A 17,216-nucleotide genomic window follows, 5' to 3' on the forward strand; every position below is an offset into this window, starting at 1 on the left:
TGACGGATGCTGATCTGACAAGCAGGCACCTTCATGTTAGAGACATCCAACGTGCAGTGCAGCATAACCGAAAACCCGGCGGCGGACAGAGGAAATTTGACGCACGCCTCCAGTGCGGATCGAGCGGCGCCATCTGGCACATCCGTCCGGCTCACCGGGTCACTACGGACGGACGCCTATCTTCTCTTCAGCCCGCCAGCTCCTATGCGACGAGACGTGCAGCGATCAATCCGGCGAGCGCAACGAGGACGAGCCCCGTAGACAGGAGGACTTGACGAAATTGTGGACCTGCCTGCCGCTTTCGATAGCGTCCAGCAATGATGTCCCGTTCTTTTGTAAGATATTGGATTCCATATCGGCCAAACATTCATGTCTCCACCAAACAACTCGACGGACAGAATCTGCATAGTCTCGCGTATGAAATCGATAGGGTGAAGAGCCGCCGCGAATAGGAATAGCATAAAGGCAGTCGTTGGCTTGTCGGGCGGATAGGCGCGATCACCGTGGCCGCGATCGAATGCAACGCCTATGACAAACGCCCGGTCGACAGCCGTCCGGACCGGCCGGAAATCGAAGCGGGGTCCGTCGGTGGTAGGACCTCCCCACTAGCCGTTCGATTGAGGAGATAAAATAGACATGTCGCGTGGCTGCAACCAGCCCGTCCTGTCGGAAGAAGCGACCATTGATTGCCGTAACAAATCAGGACTTGCGACAAAGTAAGAAAAAGCCCGGAAACCGGGCCGGACACTCTTATCTGGTCGGAGTGAGAGGATTCGAACCTCCGACCCCCACGTCCCGAACGTGGTGCGCTACCAGACTGCGCTACACTCCGTGACCAGCGGCGCCTCTATAGACCGGCCCATCCCGTTGTGCAAGCTCCAAAATTCAAAAGCCGGAGCATTTTTCGGTGCCGTTGTCGCGACCGCTGGCGAGGTGCCGGGCGGTGCAAAAAGCCACACTCGAGGCAAATTTTCCAATTGCGAAGGCGAGCCGATTTTCTTTTGCCGGGTTCCACGCTAAAGCGCTCGGCAGGACCGGCTGAACCATTGCCAACGCAGTGTTTTTCCCGCCATCAAATGCGCGATAACTTCAGGGACGATATGATGAAATTCCGCACCATTGCCGCGGCCGGGCTTGCCATTGTGCTTGCAGGCTGCACGACCATTCCCACGGCATCCGATCCGATTGCGAGCCGCTGGGTCGGCCAGTCGGCCGGCAAGTTCTTTGCCGCCTTCGGCCCGCCGCTCACCGATGCCGACACCGGCAGCGGCAACGTCTACACCTGGAAGGGTGGCTACAAGACCGTGACGGTTCCGGCAAAGTATGCGGAAGGCGTAGACGGCAAGCGCGGCAAGCAGACTTCGCCTGCGCGCAAGCTCTACCTGCGCTGCCAGGCCGAAATCACCACGAATGCCGACTACACCATCCGCACGATCCGCGTCTCCGGCGACGTTCCCGGTGCGAACGGCCCGTCCTATTGCGCCGAACTCCTGGCGCCGGCGCAACCGACTTCCTGATCGGCGACTGTATCCTTGCACGTAAAAGGCGGCCGAGGGGCCGCCTTTTTTCGTTTGCCGATACGCGTACGCACCAGCCGCTTCAAGGTTATTCGTGGATCGTGTACGAGCCGATTTCGCAGAGGTCCTGCGTGTCGGTTGTTGTCTCCAGGTCCGACCCTTCCTCGAATTCGAAGCGCATGTCGTACTTGCAGACATCGCGGCCGTCGGCGATGGTGATATCCATGCTTTCGCCCGGATTGAGAACCTGCCGCCCGAAAACGTCGTCTTCCCAGCTGTTGACGCCAACCGGCGAAGTATAGAAATTCGTCAGCACGGACTCGGTGCCGTTCTTGAGCGAGAAGACGAGATCGTCCGCATAAGACACCCCGGCGGACGCGAGCAACACCACTGCGAAGGCAGCGGCCGCAAATTTGATTTTCATGATGATCCCCCACTCAGAATTGAGCGAGCCGAGGCTTAGTTCGCGCCAAGAATCTGTCAACAGATTCAGCGCTGAACCGCGGCCCAAATCTGGGGCGTTCTTCCGGCGTGCCTATGAGAGAGTTGGCTGGGGCGCCAGGATTCGAACCTGGGAATGCCGGTACCAAAAACCGGTGCCTTACCGCTTGGCGACGCCCCATCAGAGTTGGCAGCGCAAACCGCTTGCCAGATCGACGCCTGATTAGCAAAGGTCGCCTGCCCTCACAATCACTAAGTTTCCGGCGCGGGCATATTTCTGTGCGCTTTTCTCGTTGGCGTGCTAGGTCTCGGCAACGAACGACGACTTGCCGGAGTGATGATGAGCCAGTATCGCGCCCGCCCGCCTGCCCTTGCTACCCTGCTGCTTGACGATGACGTCGTGCGGATCACGCGCTGGGATTTCGAGCCGGGCGCCGACACCGGTGTCCATACGCACGGGATGGGTTACGTCGTCGTGCCGATGACCGATTGCCAGTTCCTGCTCGAGGAAAAGGGCGGGGACCGAAGGGTCGATATTGCGAAGGGCGCAGCCTATCGGCGGGATGCCGGCATGGAGCACAACGTCGTCAACGCCGGTGACCAGCCGATGTCCTTCATCGAAGTCGAATACAAGTAAGAGATGCCGAGCCCCGAATTCAACCTGGCTTTCGAGCCTGCATATGGGCAGGCCGTCGGTATCGCCCATGGCGTCGAGCGGATTACCGTCAACAATCCGAGCGCCTTTACCTTCCACGGTACCAACAGCTACATCGTCGGCCGCACGTCGGTCGCGATCATCGATCCCGGGCCGGAGAACGAGGCACATTTCCAGGCCCTGATGGCGGCGCTCAAAGGGCGCGAATTGACGCACATCGTCGTCAGCCACACGCACCGCGACCACTCGCCGCTCTCGCGGCGACTGCAGGAGGCGACCGGCGCGGCAATCGTTGCGGAAGGCCCGCATCGGCCTGCGCGCCCGCTCTACCAGGGAGAGATCAATCCGTTCGCGGAAAGTTCCGACATGGAATTCCGACCCGATATTGCCGTTGCAGACGGCCAGATCATCGAGGGGGACGGCTGGAGCCTGAGGGCGGTGCTGACGCCGGGGCATTGCGCCAACCACGCGACGTTTGCACTGGAGGGAACCGGCATTCTCTTTTCCGCCGACCATGTCATGGCGTGGGCGACCTCGATCGTCGCGCCGCCGGATGGCTCGATGGCGGACTACATGGCCTCGCTCGACAAGATGATCGAGCGACATGACCGTATCCTGCTTCCGGGCCACGGGGGACCGGTCGGCAAGCCGGTTTCGTTCATGCGCGCGCTGAAAACACACCGGCGAATGCGGGAACGGGCGGTGCTCGGCCGTATCCGCGCCGGCGATCGATCCATTCCCGACATGGTCAAGGTGATCTACCGCGACACCGATCCACGGCTGCACGGCGCCGCGGCACTCTCCGTTCTCGCCCATATCGAGGATCTGGTGGAGCGTGGAGAGATCGAGACGGATGGCCCTCCGGCTTTGCTCGGCGCCTATCGCCCGGTGTAGCGGAGGCGAGGCCATGTCTCCCCACTGCGCTGGGGCGTGGCCGACCGCGCCGCAGCCAGGCATCCTAGCCGCCGGCGATCCCCAGCAGTTCGGAATCGAGCGCCTTCAGATAGTCCTCGGCGATATCCGCGCTGAAGCCAAGATCAGCCGGGCCGTAGCGCGAAGCGACGCGAACGTCGACGAAGGTGGTCTCGGCCTCCTCTCGCAGACGTATGATGACATCGAAGCGCAAGCCGAGTGCCAGCGTACGCGTTTCGCCCTGCAGCGTCACCCCGTTCGCGCGACGGATCAACTGCGCCACGTCGTCGTCATAAGGGCGGGGCGTCGGGACCGGCACGGCTTCCGGCGCGTCGGCGACGGCGCCGTCATCGGGCTGCGGCTGGGGGACCGGCCTGTCCTCCAGGTCGGGATTTGGGCCGCTGTCGCCATTGGCGCGGGTAATCCGGATGCCGCTTTGCTTGGCGACTTTTTTCACCGCCTCGAGCACGCGGTCGATCGCCCCATCGTAGCGACGGCCGGTCAATTCCGGGTATGCCTTCGACTGCTTGTCGCGATCCCCTGCTGTCACCGCCGGCGGCCGCTTCATCCATATCTGGTCCGCATCCGGTGGCTTCAGCCACTCCGGCACCGACACTAGATCGGTCGAAACGTCATAGATCGCCGGCAATGCGAAGTAGCGCTCAATCGCAAACCCGCCGATCGCGATCGGCAGCGCGGCAAATATCAGGGCCCGCAGGGCATCGAGACCGCCTTCGGCGCCTGTCAGCCAAAGGCTGCGGAGCCCGACGAGCGCGAGCAGAACCGCCAGCAGCGCAAAACCCGCGGAAACAAGAAGCACCAGTACGAAATACGGCGTCACGAGGCCGACAAAGCGATGGCCGACAAGAGCCGCGAGGCAGAGCACCAGGGCAAATGCTCCGAAACGCCGCGCAAAGCGGGCGGCACTGGAAACTGGGCGGTCGAAACGGATGGCCATCAAACTTACCGGTTACTCGCAAGCGGCGCGTCCGCATGAACACGCAAATCGCCCATCACCCTGTTTAGTGCAAGATTCGATCAAATTGAAACTCTTGTCTCGAACCGGAGCACGCAATCCACGACGAAGACGCCAATGGCGTGCGTGAGCATTTTCTGATATTCAACGAGCGCGACTTCCACGCGGGCAAGTACGAGCAGGAGAAAACCGATGATTGCACCGGAGCTTGCAGCGGAATCCCAGACGCACGCGTTGGGGACAGCCGACCGTGCAGATCCGCTATTGCCGTTGGAACTTCTGGAACTCGAACTGTCGCTCGACAGCTATCGCGGCGACGGCGACTTCTGCGAAGCAGTCAGAGCGGCTGCGGAGCGTACCGGCGGCGAATTGCTCTTCGACCTTCCCGCCGAAGGACTGATCGACGACTGCAAGCGGCTGGCCGTGCTGCGCATCCCGTCGCCCGGTTCACAGATACGGATCGTCCTTGCCGTGCTCGATCACAGCGGTACGGAAATCCGCATAGAGGCGCCTGCCCCTGAAACCGCACACCTCGTCCGCTTTGCCGATGCCTTCATCAAGGTTCTGGAGAGGTTCTGACCTCAATCCCGTCCGGTCGCGGCTTCCGCGATGTTGCGGAAGGGGAACTTGCGTCCGCATTCGCACTTTATCATCGTGCTTTCCTGATGGTTGGAGGCCCGCTGGATAAACAGGCCGCGCGGCAAATGATCAACCGTGAAGCCCGGATGCTTGCGTTTCGCATCGTCAATCTCCGATGCCTCGGCAAAGCCGCTGTTGCCACATTGCGGGCAGGTCAGTTTCTTGGAGAATCGATCGCGTATTGCCATGCCTGTCTTCCGGTCCTTTGTTGCGGTTTTCTTATAGGCGATCGGGGCGAGGCGAAAGCCGCAACGGCAAGCAGGTTCGTTTTTCTGTGAGAGCGGCATGCCGTCGCTGATCGGCTTTTCGGCCTCCGCCTCTTTCCGATTGACGGAAGGTTGCGAATGGCATTTGCTGAAATCAAGACAACAGCTTGAAGAATACCGATGCGACCCCTCGCCCTGACGCTCATCATTTTCACTATGGCCCTAGGCCTGTCCGCCTGCCAGACGATGACGCCAGAAGAACGCCGTGCGGCGGATTCGCGGCAGTGCCTGAGCTACGGCTTCAAGCGCGGCACGGATGGGTTTGCCACCTGCCTGCAACGCATCGACATCGCGCGTCAGGCACAGGCCGACTACAACAGCGATGCGCTGATGAGGAACATGGCCTACGATCTCAACGGGCCCTTCTACGGCGGCGGGCCTTACTACCGGCGATATCGCTGATCATTGGCGATGACGGCCTGTGCCGCAGCAAGTCTTGCAATCGGCACTCGGAAGGGCGAACACGAGACATAGTCGAGCCCGATCTCCTCGCAGAAATGTATGGAGGCCGGATCGCCGCCATGCTCGCCGCAGATGCCGAGCTTCATGTCGTTGCGCGTCCGCCTGCCACGCTCGGCCGCGATGCGAATCAGCTCCCCCACCCCGTCGAAGTCCAGCGAAATGAACGGGTCGTGCTCGATGATACCTTTGCGCTGATAGGTGGGAATGAAAGCGGACGCATCGTCCCGGGAGATGCCGAACGTCGTCTGCGTCAGGTCGTTGGTGCCGAAGGAGAAGAATTCGGCCGCCTCGGCAATGATATGGGCGCGCAGGGCCGCGCGCGGTAGCTCTATCATGGTTCCCACCAGATAGTCGATCCGCATTCCCGCTTCCGCCATCACCTCTCCGGCAACGGCATCGATGCGCTCCTTCACGTAGTCCAGTTCGGCGCGCAGGCCGACGAGCGGCACCATGATTTCCGGGACCACGGCTGCTCCCGTCTCGTGGGCGGCGGCAACTGCTGCCTCGAAGATAGCTCGCGCCTGCATCTCGACGATCTCGGGATAGGAAATCGCCAGCCGGCAGCCGCGGTGGCCGAGCATGGGATTGAACTCGTGCAACGCGTCGACGCGCTGGCGCAGGGTCGCGGTCTCCATGCCCATCGCCGCGGCCACATCGGCGATCTCCTCATCCGTCTTCGGCAGGAACTCGTGCAACGGCGGATCAAGCAGGCGGATCGTTACCGGCAGTCCGTGCATGACGTTGAACAGACCGGTAAAGTCTAGCCGCTGGATCGGCAGCAGCTTGTCCAGCGCCGAGCGGCGACCCTTTTCGTCTTCGGCCAGGATCATCTCGCGCATGACCTGGATGCGCTCGCCCTCGAAGAACATGTGCTCCGTACGGCAAAGGCCGATGCCTTCGGCACCGAAGGAACGGGCGGCGCGTGCATCGGCGGGCGTATCGGCATTGGTTCTGACCGTCATGCGACGGGCGCGATCGGCCCACGCCATGATCCGCCCGAAATCGCCCGAGAGCTCGGGCTGGATCATCTGCACTTCGCCCTTCAGCACCTGCCCCGCCGAACCGTCGATGGTGATGACATCGCCCTTCTTGAGCGTTACGCCGATACCGATCAGCCGTTCGTTGCGGGCGTCGATGCGCATGGTGCCGGCGCCGACGACGCAGGGAATGCCCATGCCGCGGGCGACCACGGCGGCGTGGCTCGTCATGCCGCCGCGAGTGGTCAGGATGCCTTCGGCGGCGTGCATGCCGTGAATGTCCTCAGGACTGGTCTCGACGCGCAGCAGAATGACCTTCCTTCCCTCCTCCTCCGCAATGACGGCCTCCTCCGCCGTGAATACGATTTCTCCGGTCGCCGCACCTGGCGAGGCAGGCAGCCCGTTACCGATGACTTCGCGGGATACCCTGGGATCGATCGTCGGATGCAGCAACTGGTCCAGCGACGACGGCTCGATGCGAAGGACCGCCTCATCCTCGGTGATCACCTTTTCGTCCACCATATCGACGGCGATCTTCATTGCAGCGCGGGTCGAGCGCTTGCCGGAGCGCGTCTGCAGCATCCAGAGCTTGCCGCGCTCGATGGTGAACTCGATATCCTGCATGTCGCGGTAGTGGCCCTCGAGCTCGGCGCATATACGCGACAGCTCCCGGAAGGCATCCGGCATCAGCTTTTCCATCGACGGGCGGTCGGATCCGGAGCTGATGCGGCCTTCCTCGGTGATGCTCTGCGGCGTACGGATGCCGGCCACGACGTCTTCACCCTGGGCGTTGACCAGGAATTCGCCGTAGAGCGATCTTTCACCCGTCGAAGGATTGCGGGTAAAGGCGACGCCGGTTGCGGACGAATTCCCATGGTTGCCGAAGACCATCGCCTGGATGGTGACCGATGTTCCCCAGACTTCGGGAATATTGTGGAGATGGCGATAGGTGACTGCCCGCGCGCTCCCCCAGCTTGCGAAGACGGCGCCAACGGCGCCCCACAGCTGAACTTCCGGGTCCTGGGGGAAACTTTCGCCAAGCTCCTCCCCGATTGCGTTCTTGTACAGGGAGACGATGTGCTGCAATTCGCTGGCAGTCAGCTCCGTATCATACTCATAGCCAAGGCGACCCTTTTCGTCTTCGAGGATCTCCTCGAAGACGTCGTTGTCGAGACCCATGACGACATCGGCATACATCTGGATGAAGCGGCGATAGCTGTCCCACGCGAAGCGTGCATCGCCGGCGTCATGGCCAAGCGCCTGCACGGTTTCGTCGTTGAGGCCGAGATTGAGAACCGTATCCATCATTCCCGGCATCGACACCCGCGCGCCGGAACGGATGGAGAGCAGCAGCGGCCGAGCGCCGCCGCCAAAACGCCTGCCGGTGATTGCCTCGATGCTTTCCAGACCGATTCGAACCTCGGTCCTAAGGTCCTCGGCAATCCGCCGCCCGTCCTTGTAATAGGCGCCGCATGCATCCGCGATGATCGTTAAACCGGGAGGAACAGGCAGACCGAGGCTGCACATTTCGGCTAGGTTTGCGCCTTTGCCACCCAAATGCTCGCGGTCGATCGCACGACCTTCAGCCTGACCATTGCCGAACGTATAGACCCACTTGGTCATCTTCCCCCCAACACCAACTTCGGAGCAACTTAATCCGTTGGTGTTCAAATGGAAATCGACAAATGCGGCCAAAATGTTGCGACGCACAATATGTGGCACCGGCGAAACGATTAATTTGGGGAGGTAAAGCTTTGCGGGACTGCAACAAAGTCCCGCAAAGCCTTATGTCCGTCCGGCCAGGAAAACCGAACGGGGGGTTCCGTGGCGGCGAGAGCCTTCGCCGCGCCGCAGGTATCGAAACTTTACGCCTGATAGCCTTTCCGGGCAACAATCAGTGCATGCAGCAATCCCTAATACAAGATTGGTACGAAAACATCTCGCGATTACGTGATCGGTCCGATTCTGGCTGACTTTTTTTGGGTTTTTATCAGCTGCCTGCTCAGGCGATCTCGCGCAACTGTTCAGCCGCCTGAAGATCGACCGACACGAGTTGGGAAACGCCCTGCTCCGCCATGGTCACGCCGAACAGCCGGTTCATGCGAGCCATGGTGATCGGATTGTGAGTGATGATGACGAAGCGCGTGTCGGTCGAGGCCGCCATTTCGTCCATTAGGTTGCAGTAGCGCTCGACGTTATGGTCATCGAGGGGGGCGTCCACTTCGTCGAGCACACAGATTGGAGCCGGATTTGTAAGGAACACGGCAAATATCAGCGCCATCGCGGTCAGCGCCTGCTCGCCGCCCGAAAGCAACGTCATCGTCTGCGGCTTCTTGCCTGGAGGGCGGGCGAGGATTTCAAGGCCGGCTTCGAGCGGATCATCCGATTCGATCAGCTGCAGCTCGGCAGTGCCGCCCCCAAAGAGATGGGTGAACAGTCGCTGGAACTGAGCGTTGACCACATCGAAGGCGGCGATCAGGCGCTCGCGGCCCTCGCGATTGAGGCTCTGGATCGCGCCGCGCAGCTTGCGAATGGCGTCGATAACGTCGTCGCGCTCCTTGATCAGCGCCTCGAGCTTTTCACTCAGTTCCTTCTGCTCTTCCTCGGCACGCAGGTTGACGGCGCCGAGCCGCTCTCGCTCTATCTTCAGTCGCTCGAGTTCGCGCTCCACCTCGTGCAGATCCGGAACGGACCGCATCGCTTCCATCCCGGCAAGGCGCAAGGCCTCATGCGGCGCGACGTTCAGCACCTCGCGGATACGTGCCTCGCCCTCCTGTCGTTTTTCCCGAGCCGAGACGAGGCGCTCCTCGGCGCGGCCACGGCGTTCACGGCTTTCGGCGAGTTCGGAGAGCGCTGTGGCGGCCTTGTGGTCGGCATCGCGCTGGACGATCTCGGCTTCGGTGAGCACATCGGCGGCCCGACGGCGCGCTTCTTCCGCCTTCTGCAATTCGCTCAGCAGCGCGCGGCGCTTGTCATCGAACTCATCCGGTGCCATTTCCAGATCGGCGGCTTCCTCTCGGGCCTCCTCCTCGCGGTCGCGGAGCGTGGCGATATGTTGCTCTGCGCTTGCAGCACGGTGACGCCAGGTCTCGCGCTCCTGGCCGATGGCGACGATGCGGCGCTGGCGCGCGTCGTTTTCACGGTTGAGGCTCTCATGAAGGGCGCGCGCCTCTGCAAGAGAACCGCGGTCAGTCGCGACGTCCACCTGCTGCAGCCGCAACCGTTCATCGATTGCGGTGAGATCGGGCGCGTCTTCGAGCTCGACACGCGCATTCTCGTCCTGAACGGAAATGTCCTCGAGCTGGGCTTGCAGCTGGCTGACCGCCTCGGCAACGACATCCCGGCGGCGAATGAGGTCGCCCGAAGCGCGTTCCGCCACGGCGAGCGCGTCTCGCGCATCGGCAAGCTGGCGTGCCGCCATGCGGCTGATATCGCGCGCGTCTGCAAGGCGCCGCTCCTCACCGACAATTGCCTCGGCTGACATGGCAAGGCGCTCCTCGGCTTCTGCCAGAACGTCCCGCGCAAGAGAAGCTTCGTTTTCCAGCTCGGAAAGGCGGTTCTTCTGCGCAAGTCGCAGGGCGGCAGCGCTCGGCGCATCCGCTCCCGTCACATGGCCATCCCAGCGGTAGACTGCCCCACCCTTGGTCACCAGACGCTGGCCAGGCCTCAGCGCGGGCATGAGCCGCAACGCCTCGGTATCCGTCGCAAGGCCTATCTGCCTCAGACGACGTATCAAGGCAGCTGGCGCACGGACATGGTCCAGCAGTGGTGTTGCACCAGAGGGCAGTGCGGGATCGGCTGCTCCGTCTCCGTTGTCGGACCAATGCGCCGGCGCCTGCGGATCGAGCGGCGATTCCAGATCGTCGCCAAGGGCGGCGCCCAGCGCTGTCTCGAAGCCTCGATCGACACGCAGATCGTCGGCAACGGGGGCAAATTCGCCGGCAGCGGCGCCGGCGGCCAGCATGCGGGAAATGGTGCGCGATTCGGTCTCGATCGCGTTCAGCTTCGATCGCGCCTGATCCACGGGCGTCCGCGACATCGCCTCGGTTTGGCGGGCGGTTGCCAGCGCATGCTCGACCGCCTGGATTGCAGCCTCGGACTCAGCAACGGCGATCTCGCCTGCCTCGACGACCGAACGCTTCTCATCCGGATCCGGCAAGGTGGCGATACGCTCGCCAACCGCAGAAAGCTCACGGTTCGCTTCGTCCATCTGACGCTCGAGGCGCATTTTGCGGTCGGAGAGATCGCGGATAGCGCGTTCCAGCTGGTTGCGCCCGGCGGCCGCTTCGGCACGATCCGCGGTCAACCCTGCGAAGATGCGTTCGCTGTCGGCAAGCTTGGCGGCTGCTTCCTCGAAAGCCTCGCGGGTCTCCTCGGCATGCCGGCCGGAATCGGCAAGAATCTCGTTGATCTCTGCTTCCTCGGCATCGAGCCGCGCCAAAATCTCCGCATTGTCGGCGACGAGACGCTCTTCGCGCGTGATGTCCTCGGCCAGCTGCACCAGCCTACGGGTCAACTCGTCACGACGACGCAGGGTGCGGCTTGCGTCCTCCTCCAGCTGCGTCTTGGCGATCTGCAGACGTTGCAGCGCGGCGGCAGCGCGTGCTTCGCCCTCGCGCAATTCTGGAAGCTTGAGGCTGGCAATGCCCTGCGCCTTTGCCGCTTCCATCTGCATCTGCGCCTTTTCGGCGACAATCATGGTGGCTTGGTTGAGTGCGCTGTCAGACTCGCCTTCGGCCTCCTTCGCCTGCACCCAGCGAATATGCAGCAGCATCGCCTCGCGGGCGCGGATATCGGCGGAAAGCGACTTGAAGCGGCTTGCCTGCCGGGCCTGACGCTTCAGGCTCTCGATCTGGCTTTCAAGCTGCGTGGTGACATCATCGAGGCGCTCGAGATTGCTCTCGGCGGCGCGCAACCGAAGTTCGGCCTCGTGGCGGCGAGAATGCAGGCCGGAGATACCGGCCGCCTCTTCCAGCAGCTGGCGGCGGGCCTGCGGCTTGGCCGAGATCAGCTCGCCGATGCGCCCCTGCCCGACCATCGACGGCGAACGGGCACCTGTGGATGCATCGGCAAAGAGGAGTTGCACATCCTTGGCGCGGCTTTCCTTGCCGTTGATGCGGTAGACAGAGCCCTGCTCGCGCTCGATGCGGCGGGTGACCTGGATCTCGTCACTATCGTTGAAGGCAGCGGGGGCCGTGCGCTCTGCATTGTCGAGATAGAGCGCGACTTCCGCCGTGTTGCGCGCAGGGCGGTTGCCCGAGCCCGAGAAGATCACGTCGTCCATGCCGGAAGCGCGCATGTTCTTGTAGGAATTCTCGCCCATCACCCAGCGGAGCGCCTCGACAAGGTTCGACTTGCCGCAGCCATTGGGGCCGACGACGCCGGTCAGTCCGCGTTCGATGATAAATTCGGTGGGCTCGACAAAGGACTTGAAGCCGACGACGCGAAGCTTGTTGAACTTCATGCCGTCGCCTCACGGCGCACAAACGAAAAAACGGGCGCACGGCTTCCGCCGTCGCCCGTCGATCGAAAACGGTTCAGGCTAGTGCAGGCTGTCGATAAGGGCCGACATGGTGTCAACCGACATGTCTCCAGAGTAGCGCTTCCCGTTAATCAGGAAAGTCGGCGTGGCGTTGACGCCGAAGTCCTTGGAACCCCGTTCCCGCGTCGCGTTCACTTCATCCAGCAGCTTCTGGTTCGTCAAGCACTTCGTGAAGCTATCCTCAGTAAATCCAGCGAGTTTGGACATCTGAAGCAGTGCGGCGCGGCCGTCATCGGCGGCAGCCCATGTCTGCTGCTGCTTGAAGAGCATGCCGACCATCGCAAAATACTGTTCCGGCGTGCTCAATTCGTCCGGCTTCTGCGGGCTGCAGCGGGCCAGCATAAAGGCTGCGGCAGCGCGCGGGTCGAAGGGGAATTCGCGGATGATGAAACGAACCTTGCCGGTGTCGACGTACTTCTTCTTGATCTCATCGAACGTCGTCGTGTGGAAATGCGCGCAGTGCGGGCAGGTCATCGACATGTATTCGACGATCGTCACCGGTGCATCGGCCTTGCCGAGCGCCATTTCCGGCAACGCGCCAGGCTTCAGCACGGCGGCCATATCGACGTCGCCGTCGGACGTTGGAATCTCGACAGCCGCATTCGCGGTGCTGAAAACGGCCAAACTCGCCGTTGCGGCAGCAACGCCGCCCAGAAGCTGGCGTTTGGTCAGTTGCATTTCGGAAATCGGCATCAAGTTCCCCGTAAATTGAGAGTGGCGGCTGACAGTGCGATATAACGGCGCGCGGCTGTGAACAAGGCACGCTTCGCCAACTTTCTTCAAAGAATTGTGACCTTGGTGGGACGGTCAGATTAAATCTCGGACAGAATTGCCCGGCACCAATACTTCCGTAGTGTCAGCGGCCGCGCTTGCCCAGCACCGCCGTGCCCAGACGCTTCACCGCCTCGCGCAACTTGTCACCCTCGATACCCTCCATCATGCCCTCCAGCCTTTTTGCTGCCTCGCCCTTCAGCGGCAGCGGTGTGCGGGAGCGCTTGGCTGCCTGCGAGACCGGTTTCTGAACGATGCGGATCTGGTGAACAGCGGAAAACCCGAAGAAGCTGTTGATGCGCTGGATGAGTTCCCCCTGAGCATGGGTGAGGAAAAGGGCACGCGCGCCCTCGCAGGCAACCGTCAGGACGCCCGGGCGGAAGCTGCCGTCGTCATTGCCTCGTGCCCACGCAATCTTTTCCGGTCGAGTGCAATCGGCAAAGTCAGCACCGGCGATTTCGTCCCAGGATCCGAGCAATGCCGTATTGATGCCGGCGCGGCGGGCAAGCACCGGATCGATCAGGCCGTTGGCCAGTTCGGAGATCTGCTTCACATCTTTGCGTGGATAACTCATCGAAACCTTCGGATGTCGACACCATCGGGCGTCGCTGCCTTGATCGGAAGACATTGCTTCGCCAAGTATAGGGCACTTCCCCTCCGCACGGCAAATGATGACCTCGACGACCCTTACCGCGCCCACCGCAAGGCTCCTGCTAAACTGGTACGATCGGCATCACCGTGACCTGCCATGGCGCGTTTCGCCACCGATGGCGGCCCGAGGCATCAAGGCCGAGCCCTATCATGTGTGGCTTTCCGAGGTGATGTTGCAGCAGACGACCGTGCCGGCGGTGAAGCCGTACTTCACCAACTTCCTGGCGCGCTGGCCGACGGTTCGCGATCTTGCCGATGCGCCGAGCGAGGATGTCATGGCGGCCTGGGCGGGGCTCGGATATTACGCCCGCGCCCGCAACCTTAAGAAATGCGCCGAGGCCGTGACGCGGGACCACGGTGGCATCTTTCCGGACACCGAGGAGGCGTTGAAGGCGCTTCCAGGCATTGGTGACTATACCGCGGCGGCCGTCGCAGCGATTGCCTTCAACCGACAGGCGGCTGTCATGGACGGCAATATCGAGCGGGTGATATCCCGGCTTTATGCCATATCGACGGCACTCCCGGCGGCCAAGCCGCTGATGAAGCAGAAGGTCGCGCTGCTCACGCCAGCAGACCGACCGGGAGATTTCGCGCAGGCGATGATGGATCTCGGTGCGACGATCTGCACGCCGAAGCGCCCGGCCTGCGCTCTCTGTCCGTTCAACGGATCGTGCGACGCCTTGCGACTGCACGATCCCGAGCATTTTCCGGTAAAGGCGGACAGGAAAACGAAACCGGTCCGGCACGGCGCTGCCTTCGTGGCGGTTACCGCCGACGGAGCCATCCTGTTGCGGCGACGGATCGAAAGCGGCCTGCTCGGCGGCATGACGGAAGTGCCGACGACGGGCTGGACGGCGCGGCTGGACGGCGAAACCTCGCCAGATGCAGCGCCGTTTCCGGCGGGTTGGGAACCATGCGGGACCATCACCCACGTCTTTACCCATTTCGAGCTTCGGCTATCGATCTATCGCGTGGCAATCCCTTCGCCAATTCAAGCGGATAACGGTTGGTGGGAACCCGTTACAAATCTTGACTCTCAGGCGTTGCCGACAGTCATGAAAAAAGCGATCACGGCGGCTATTCCGCTCGCGTTCAAACACTCCAAGGAATGATAGATGCCTATTGATCATATCGTTTTCGACATCGGAAAAGTTCTCATTCATTACGACCCCGATCTTCCGTTCAGCCGCCTCATCCCCGACGAGGCCGAGCGCAAGTGGTTTTTCGACAACGTCTGCACACACGACTGGAATGTCGAGCAGGATCGGGGCCGCAGTTGGGCCGATGCCGAAGCCCTGTTGATCGAGGCTCATCCGGATCGCGAGGAGCATATCCGCGCCTTTCGCAAGCACTGGCACGAAATGGTCTCGCACGCCTACGACGACAGCGTCGCCATCATGGAAAGCCTGATTGCCGACGGCCGGGATGTCACGATGCTGACCAACTTCGCATCCGATACCTTCCGTGAGGCGCAGGTCCGCTTCCCGTTCCTGACCAAGCCGCGCGGCGTAACTGTCTCGGGCGACGTCCGTCTTATCAAGCCGGACATCGCGATCTACGAAACGCATGCCAAGACCTTCGGCCTCAACCCGGCAGCCACGATCTTCATCGACGACACGGCACCCAATGTGGAAGGCGCCAAGGCGGCCGGCTGGGATGCGGTTCTCTTCACCGGCGCAGACAGGTTGCGCGCCGATCTTGCCGCGCGTGGCGTGAGAGTCTGACCATGGCATTCGATCCGGTCAAGGAAGTCACGCTGTTTCACGATGCCATCAACAGGCTCGATTACGAGATGATCGAGAATTATTTCGCCGAGGACGCGACCTATGTGTCGAACGGTGTGGGCAGCCTGTCGGGGCGCGCCGAAATCATGGTCGCCTTCCGCAAATACTTCGACGACTATCCCGATCAGACGGCCTTCAACACGCTGGTCGAGAGGGTCAGCCCGAATACCGGCCGTGCCGTGTGGTCGGTCCGCGCCACCCACAGCAAGACCGGCAAGCCGCTGGTGCGCGAGGGCGAGGAGACCATCACCTTCAACGAAGACGGTCGCGTCACCCATGTCGCGGTGACGGACTATCAGGCGTTCTAGGCACAGATACCTCACTCGTGAGGCGATGAGGAACGGCAAATTTCTCATCGCGTCAGGAACAATGAGTGACCTCGACGGTTTTGTGGGAGGCCGCGCATGACGCGGTTTTGAGCAAAACGATGATGTCAGCCGTGCTGACGGGAGGTTACGATGGGTAGAGGTATCTTGCTTTGGTTTCTCGGGATTCCGATTCCGCTGATCCTGCTTATCATGCTGTTCTGGCACTAGGGGGTGGCGATGTCGTTTACCTCCCCTGCGATGGCCGCGGATGCGCCACTGGAATCATCGTCGTCGGCCGTCAGTTGGGGTCCAATCATTGCAGGCACGCTGACGGCGACGGCTATTTCCCTGATTTTCCTGCTGATCGGCTCCGGTTTCGGCCTGACAATGGTATCGCCCTGGTCGCATGACAGCGCGTCCCTTACCGCCGTTGGCGCCACTGCGGCGATCTGGCTGATCGTGGTGCAATGGGTTTCGGCGGGCCTTGGCGGCTATCTGACCGGCCGTTTGCGCACAAAATGGGTCGGCGTTCACACATACGAGGTGTTTTTCCGCGATACCGCGCACGGGTTCCTGGCCTGGGCGTTGGCAACGGTGCTCGTCGCCAGCGTTCTTGGTTCGGCGCTGTCCGCCATCGTCAGCACCGGCACGCAGGCAACGGCGACGGCCGTGGGCGCGGTCGGCGCCGCGGGTGCTGCAACAGCCGCAAGTGCCGGGGATAGCAACAGCGGGTTCGCTCCGGCCTACTTCACCGACGCGCTGCTGCGCCCCGCCAATACCGCTCCGACAGCTGGCAACCAGAGCGATGAAGCCGTGAGCGCTCAGGTTACCCGCGTGCTGATGAACGGTATTGTGGACGGGAAGCTTTCTGCCGATGACCAGGCCTATGTCGAGCAGGTCGTCGCCTCGCGCGCCGGCCTGTCAGCCACCGACGCAAAGGCGCGCGTCGATGCTGTTCTCAAGCGGATCGACGACACGAAGCTGGCCGCTCAGGAAGCCGCGGATACGGCGCGCAAGGCAGCATCGGCCGTGGCGCTGGTGGGTGCGCTGTCACTGTTCGTCGGCGCCTTCATTGCGAGTGTCGCGGCTGCGATCGGTGGTCGCCAGCGTGACGAGGACGAGGAGCGAATGGCACTGCTTGGGCGCTGAGCTCATCCCCAAGTTTTAAAGGAAGCAATAGCCGCTCGGAAATCGGGCGTCTATTGCATTGTCGCGGGGCTTGCAATTGAAGACGCCCGGGCTGTTGATCCCCGGGCGCCTTCTACCTTCTTCCGCAACTGGAGGTACAAAAAACCGGAAGAAGGCAGTCTCGATC

The 17,216-nt window shown here is 61.9% G+C and carries 16 protein-coding genes and 2 tRNA genes; 9 read left to right on the plus strand and 9 right to left on the minus strand.

Annotated elements, in window-relative coordinates:
- Positions 1-755: 755 nt before the first annotated feature.
- A tRNA-Pro gene (locus tag ASC90_RS19635) sits at positions 756-832 on the minus strand.
- Between the two features lie 271 nt (positions 833-1,103).
- Between ASC90_RS19635 and ASC90_RS19640 the strand changes: the two genes are divergently transcribed.
- A complete protein-coding gene (locus ASC90_RS19640; RefSeq protein ID WP_056544895.1) occupies positions 1,104-1,517 on the plus strand; it encodes a hypothetical protein in 414 nt (137 codons plus the stop codon).
- Positions 1,518-1,605: 88 nt separating this feature from the next.
- Here the strand turns inward: ASC90_RS19640 and ASC90_RS19645 are convergent, their stop codons facing one another.
- Together ASC90_RS19645 and ASC90_RS19650 are read right to left on the minus strand one after the other, a co-directional pair.
- Complete coding sequence (locus ASC90_RS19645) at positions 1,606-1,941, minus strand: hypothetical protein (protein ID WP_056544898.1); 336 nt, start codon at positions 1,939-1,941, stop codon at positions 1,606-1,608.
- 123 nt (positions 1,942-2,064) lie between these two features.
- Positions 2,065-2,139, minus strand: a tRNA-Gln gene (locus ASC90_RS19650).
- A 159-nt stretch (positions 2,140-2,298) separates the two neighbouring features.
- Between ASC90_RS19650 and ASC90_RS19655 the strand changes: the two genes are divergently transcribed.
- Both ASC90_RS19655 and ASC90_RS19660 read left to right on the plus strand, forming a co-directional pair.
- Positions 2,299-2,595, plus strand: coding sequence for a cupin domain-containing protein (locus ASC90_RS19655; protein WP_056543984.1), 297 nt, complete (start codon positions 2,299-2,301; stop codon positions 2,593-2,595).
- 3 nt (positions 2,596-2,598) lie between these two features.
- Positions 2,599-3,507: an MBL fold metallo-hydrolase gene (locus ASC90_RS19660; RefSeq protein WP_056543987.1), complete on the plus strand. Its 909-nt coding sequence runs from the start codon at positions 2,599-2,601 to the stop codon at positions 3,505-3,507.
- A gap of 64 nt (positions 3,508-3,571) precedes the next feature.
- On the opposite strand, the gene ASC90_RS19665 is transcribed toward ASC90_RS19660, so the two are convergent.
- The gene (locus ASC90_RS19665; RefSeq protein WP_056543990.1) at positions 3,572-4,483 is read right to left on the minus strand and encodes a DUF1499 domain-containing protein; all 912 of its coding nucleotides are present in this window, start codon (positions 4,481-4,483) and stop codon (positions 3,572-3,574) included.
- 210 nt (positions 4,484-4,693) lie between these two features.
- Between ASC90_RS19665 and ASC90_RS19670 the strand changes: the two genes are divergently transcribed.
- A complete protein-coding gene (locus tag ASC90_RS19670; RefSeq protein WP_056543992.1) occupies positions 4,694-5,080 on the plus strand; it encodes a hypothetical protein in 387 nt (128 codons plus the stop codon).
- Positions 5,081-5,082: 2 nt separating this feature from the next.
- Here ASC90_RS19670 and ASC90_RS19675 read toward each other — a convergent pair whose 3' ends face one another.
- Positions 5,083-5,328 carry a hypothetical protein gene (locus ASC90_RS19675; protein WP_056544900.1) on the minus strand — a complete coding sequence of 82 codons (246 nt, stop codon included), beginning with the start codon at positions 5,326-5,328 and terminating at the stop codon, positions 5,083-5,085.
- 198 nt (positions 5,329-5,526) lie between these two features.
- On the opposite strand from ASC90_RS19675, the gene ASC90_RS19680 reads away from it, so the two are divergent.
- The gene (locus ASC90_RS19680) at positions 5,527-5,808 is read left to right on the plus strand and encodes a hypothetical protein (RefSeq protein WP_056543996.1); all 282 of its coding nucleotides are present in this window, start codon (positions 5,527-5,529) and stop codon (positions 5,806-5,808) included.
- Here ASC90_RS19680 and ppdK read toward each other — a convergent pair.
- From ppdK to ASC90_RS19700, 4 genes are all read right to left on the minus strand, one after another.
- Entirely contained in the window at positions 5,790-8,468 is a 2,679-nt protein-coding gene (gene ppdK / locus ASC90_RS19685; RefSeq protein ID WP_056543998.1) for a pyruvate, phosphate dikinase, read from the minus strand. The two genes, ASC90_RS19680 and ppdK, sit on opposite strands and share 19 nt — an antisense overlap.
- A gap of 379 nt (positions 8,469-8,847) precedes the next feature.
- Positions 8,848-12,309, minus strand: a complete 3,462-nt coding sequence (locus tag ASC90_RS19690) for a chromosome segregation SMC family protein (protein ID WP_056544001.1) — start codon at positions 12,307-12,309, stop codon at positions 8,848-8,850.
- Between the two features lie 78 nt (positions 12,310-12,387).
- Entirely contained in the window at positions 12,388-13,080 is a 693-nt protein-coding gene (locus ASC90_RS19695; protein ID WP_056544004.1) for a DsbA family protein, read from the minus strand.
- Between the two features lie 163 nt (positions 13,081-13,243).
- Positions 13,244-13,732 (minus strand): DUF721 domain-containing protein, encoded by a 489-nt coding sequence (locus tag ASC90_RS19700; RefSeq protein ID WP_056544010.1) that lies wholly within the window; start codon positions 13,730-13,732, stop codon positions 13,244-13,246.
- Between the two features lie 97 nt (positions 13,733-13,829).
- Between ASC90_RS19700 and mutY the strand changes: the two genes are divergently transcribed.
- The 4 genes from mutY (at position 13,830) to ASC90_RS19720 (ending at position 17,050) form a co-directional block, all read left to right on the plus strand.
- Positions 13,830-14,921 carry an A/G-specific adenine glycosylase gene (gene mutY / locus ASC90_RS19705; RefSeq protein ID WP_200950931.1) on the plus strand — a complete coding sequence of 364 codons (1,092 nt, stop codon included), beginning with the start codon at positions 13,830-13,832 and terminating at the stop codon, positions 14,919-14,921.
- Between the two features lie 3 nt (positions 14,922-14,924).
- Positions 14,925-15,533 (plus strand): HAD family phosphatase, encoded by a 609-nt coding sequence (locus ASC90_RS19710; protein WP_056544017.1) that lies wholly within the window; start codon positions 14,925-14,927, stop codon positions 15,531-15,533.
- A 2-nt stretch (positions 15,534-15,535) separates the two neighbouring features.
- A complete protein-coding gene (locus ASC90_RS19715) occupies positions 15,536-15,901 on the plus strand; it encodes a nuclear transport factor 2 family protein (RefSeq protein WP_056544020.1) in 366 nt (121 codons plus the stop codon).
- Between the two features lie 237 nt (positions 15,902-16,138).
- Entirely contained in the window at positions 16,139-17,050 is a 912-nt protein-coding gene (locus tag ASC90_RS19720) for a hypothetical protein (protein WP_082519996.1), read from the plus strand.
- Positions 17,051-17,216: the final 166 nt, after the last annotated feature.

Origin of the sequence: Rhizobium sp. Root1220 (genome assembly GCF_001426265.1) — a bacterium.
In the GTDB taxonomy this organism is placed as follows: Bacteria; Pseudomonadota; Alphaproteobacteria; order Rhizobiales; family Rhizobiaceae; genus Rhizobium.

Coding starts and splice junctions, on each gene's coding strand:
- ASC90_RS19640 (WP_056544895.1), top strand. CDS start 1,104: ATGAAATTCCGCACCATTGCCGCGGCCGGGCTTGCCATTGTGCTTGCA.
- ASC90_RS19645 (WP_056544898.1), bottom strand. CDS start 1,941: ATGAAAATCAAATTTGCGGCCGCTGCCTTCGCAGTGGTGTTGCTCGCG.
- ASC90_RS19655 (WP_056543984.1), top strand. CDS start 2,299: ATGAGCCAGTATCGCGCCCGCCCGCCTGCCCTTGCTACCCTGCTGCTT.
- ASC90_RS19660 (WP_056543987.1), top strand. CDS start 2,599: ATGCCGAGCCCCGAATTCAACCTGGCTTTCGAGCCTGCATATGGGCAG.
- ASC90_RS19665 (WP_056543990.1), bottom strand. CDS start 4,483: ATGGCCATCCGTTTCGACCGCCCAGTTTCCAGTGCCGCCCGCTTTGCG.
- ASC90_RS19670 (WP_056543992.1), top strand. CDS start 4,694: ATGATTGCACCGGAGCTTGCAGCGGAATCCCAGACGCACGCGTTGGGG.
- ASC90_RS19675 (WP_056544900.1), bottom strand. CDS start 5,328: ATGGCAATACGCGATCGATTCTCCAAGAAACTGACCTGCCCGCAATGT.
- ASC90_RS19680 (WP_056543996.1), top strand. CDS start 5,527: ATGCGACCCCTCGCCCTGACGCTCATCATTTTCACTATGGCCCTAGGC.
- ppdK (WP_056543998.1), bottom strand. CDS start 8,468: ATGACCAAGTGGGTCTATACGTTCGGCAATGGTCAGGCTGAAGGTCGT.
- ASC90_RS19690 (WP_056544001.1), bottom strand. CDS start 12,309: ATGAAGTTCAACAAGCTTCGCGTCGTCGGCTTCAAGTCCTTTGTCGAG.
- ASC90_RS19695 (WP_056544004.1), bottom strand. CDS start 13,080: ATGCCGATTTCCGAAATGCAACTGACCAAACGCCAGCTTCTGGGCGGC.
- ASC90_RS19700 (WP_056544010.1), bottom strand. CDS start 13,732: ATGAGTTATCCACGCAAAGATGTGAAGCAGATCTCCGAACTGGCCAAC.
- mutY (WP_200950931.1), top strand. CDS start 13,830: ATGACCTCGACGACCCTTACCGCGCCCACCGCAAGGCTCCTGCTAAAC.
- ASC90_RS19710 (WP_056544017.1), top strand. CDS start 14,925: ATGCCTATTGATCATATCGTTTTCGACATCGGAAAAGTTCTCATTCAT.
- ASC90_RS19715 (WP_056544020.1), top strand. CDS start 15,536: ATGGCATTCGATCCGGTCAAGGAAGTCACGCTGTTTCACGATGCCATC.
- ASC90_RS19720 (WP_082519996.1), top strand. CDS start 16,139: ATGTCGTTTACCTCCCCTGCGATGGCCGCGGATGCGCCACTGGAATCA.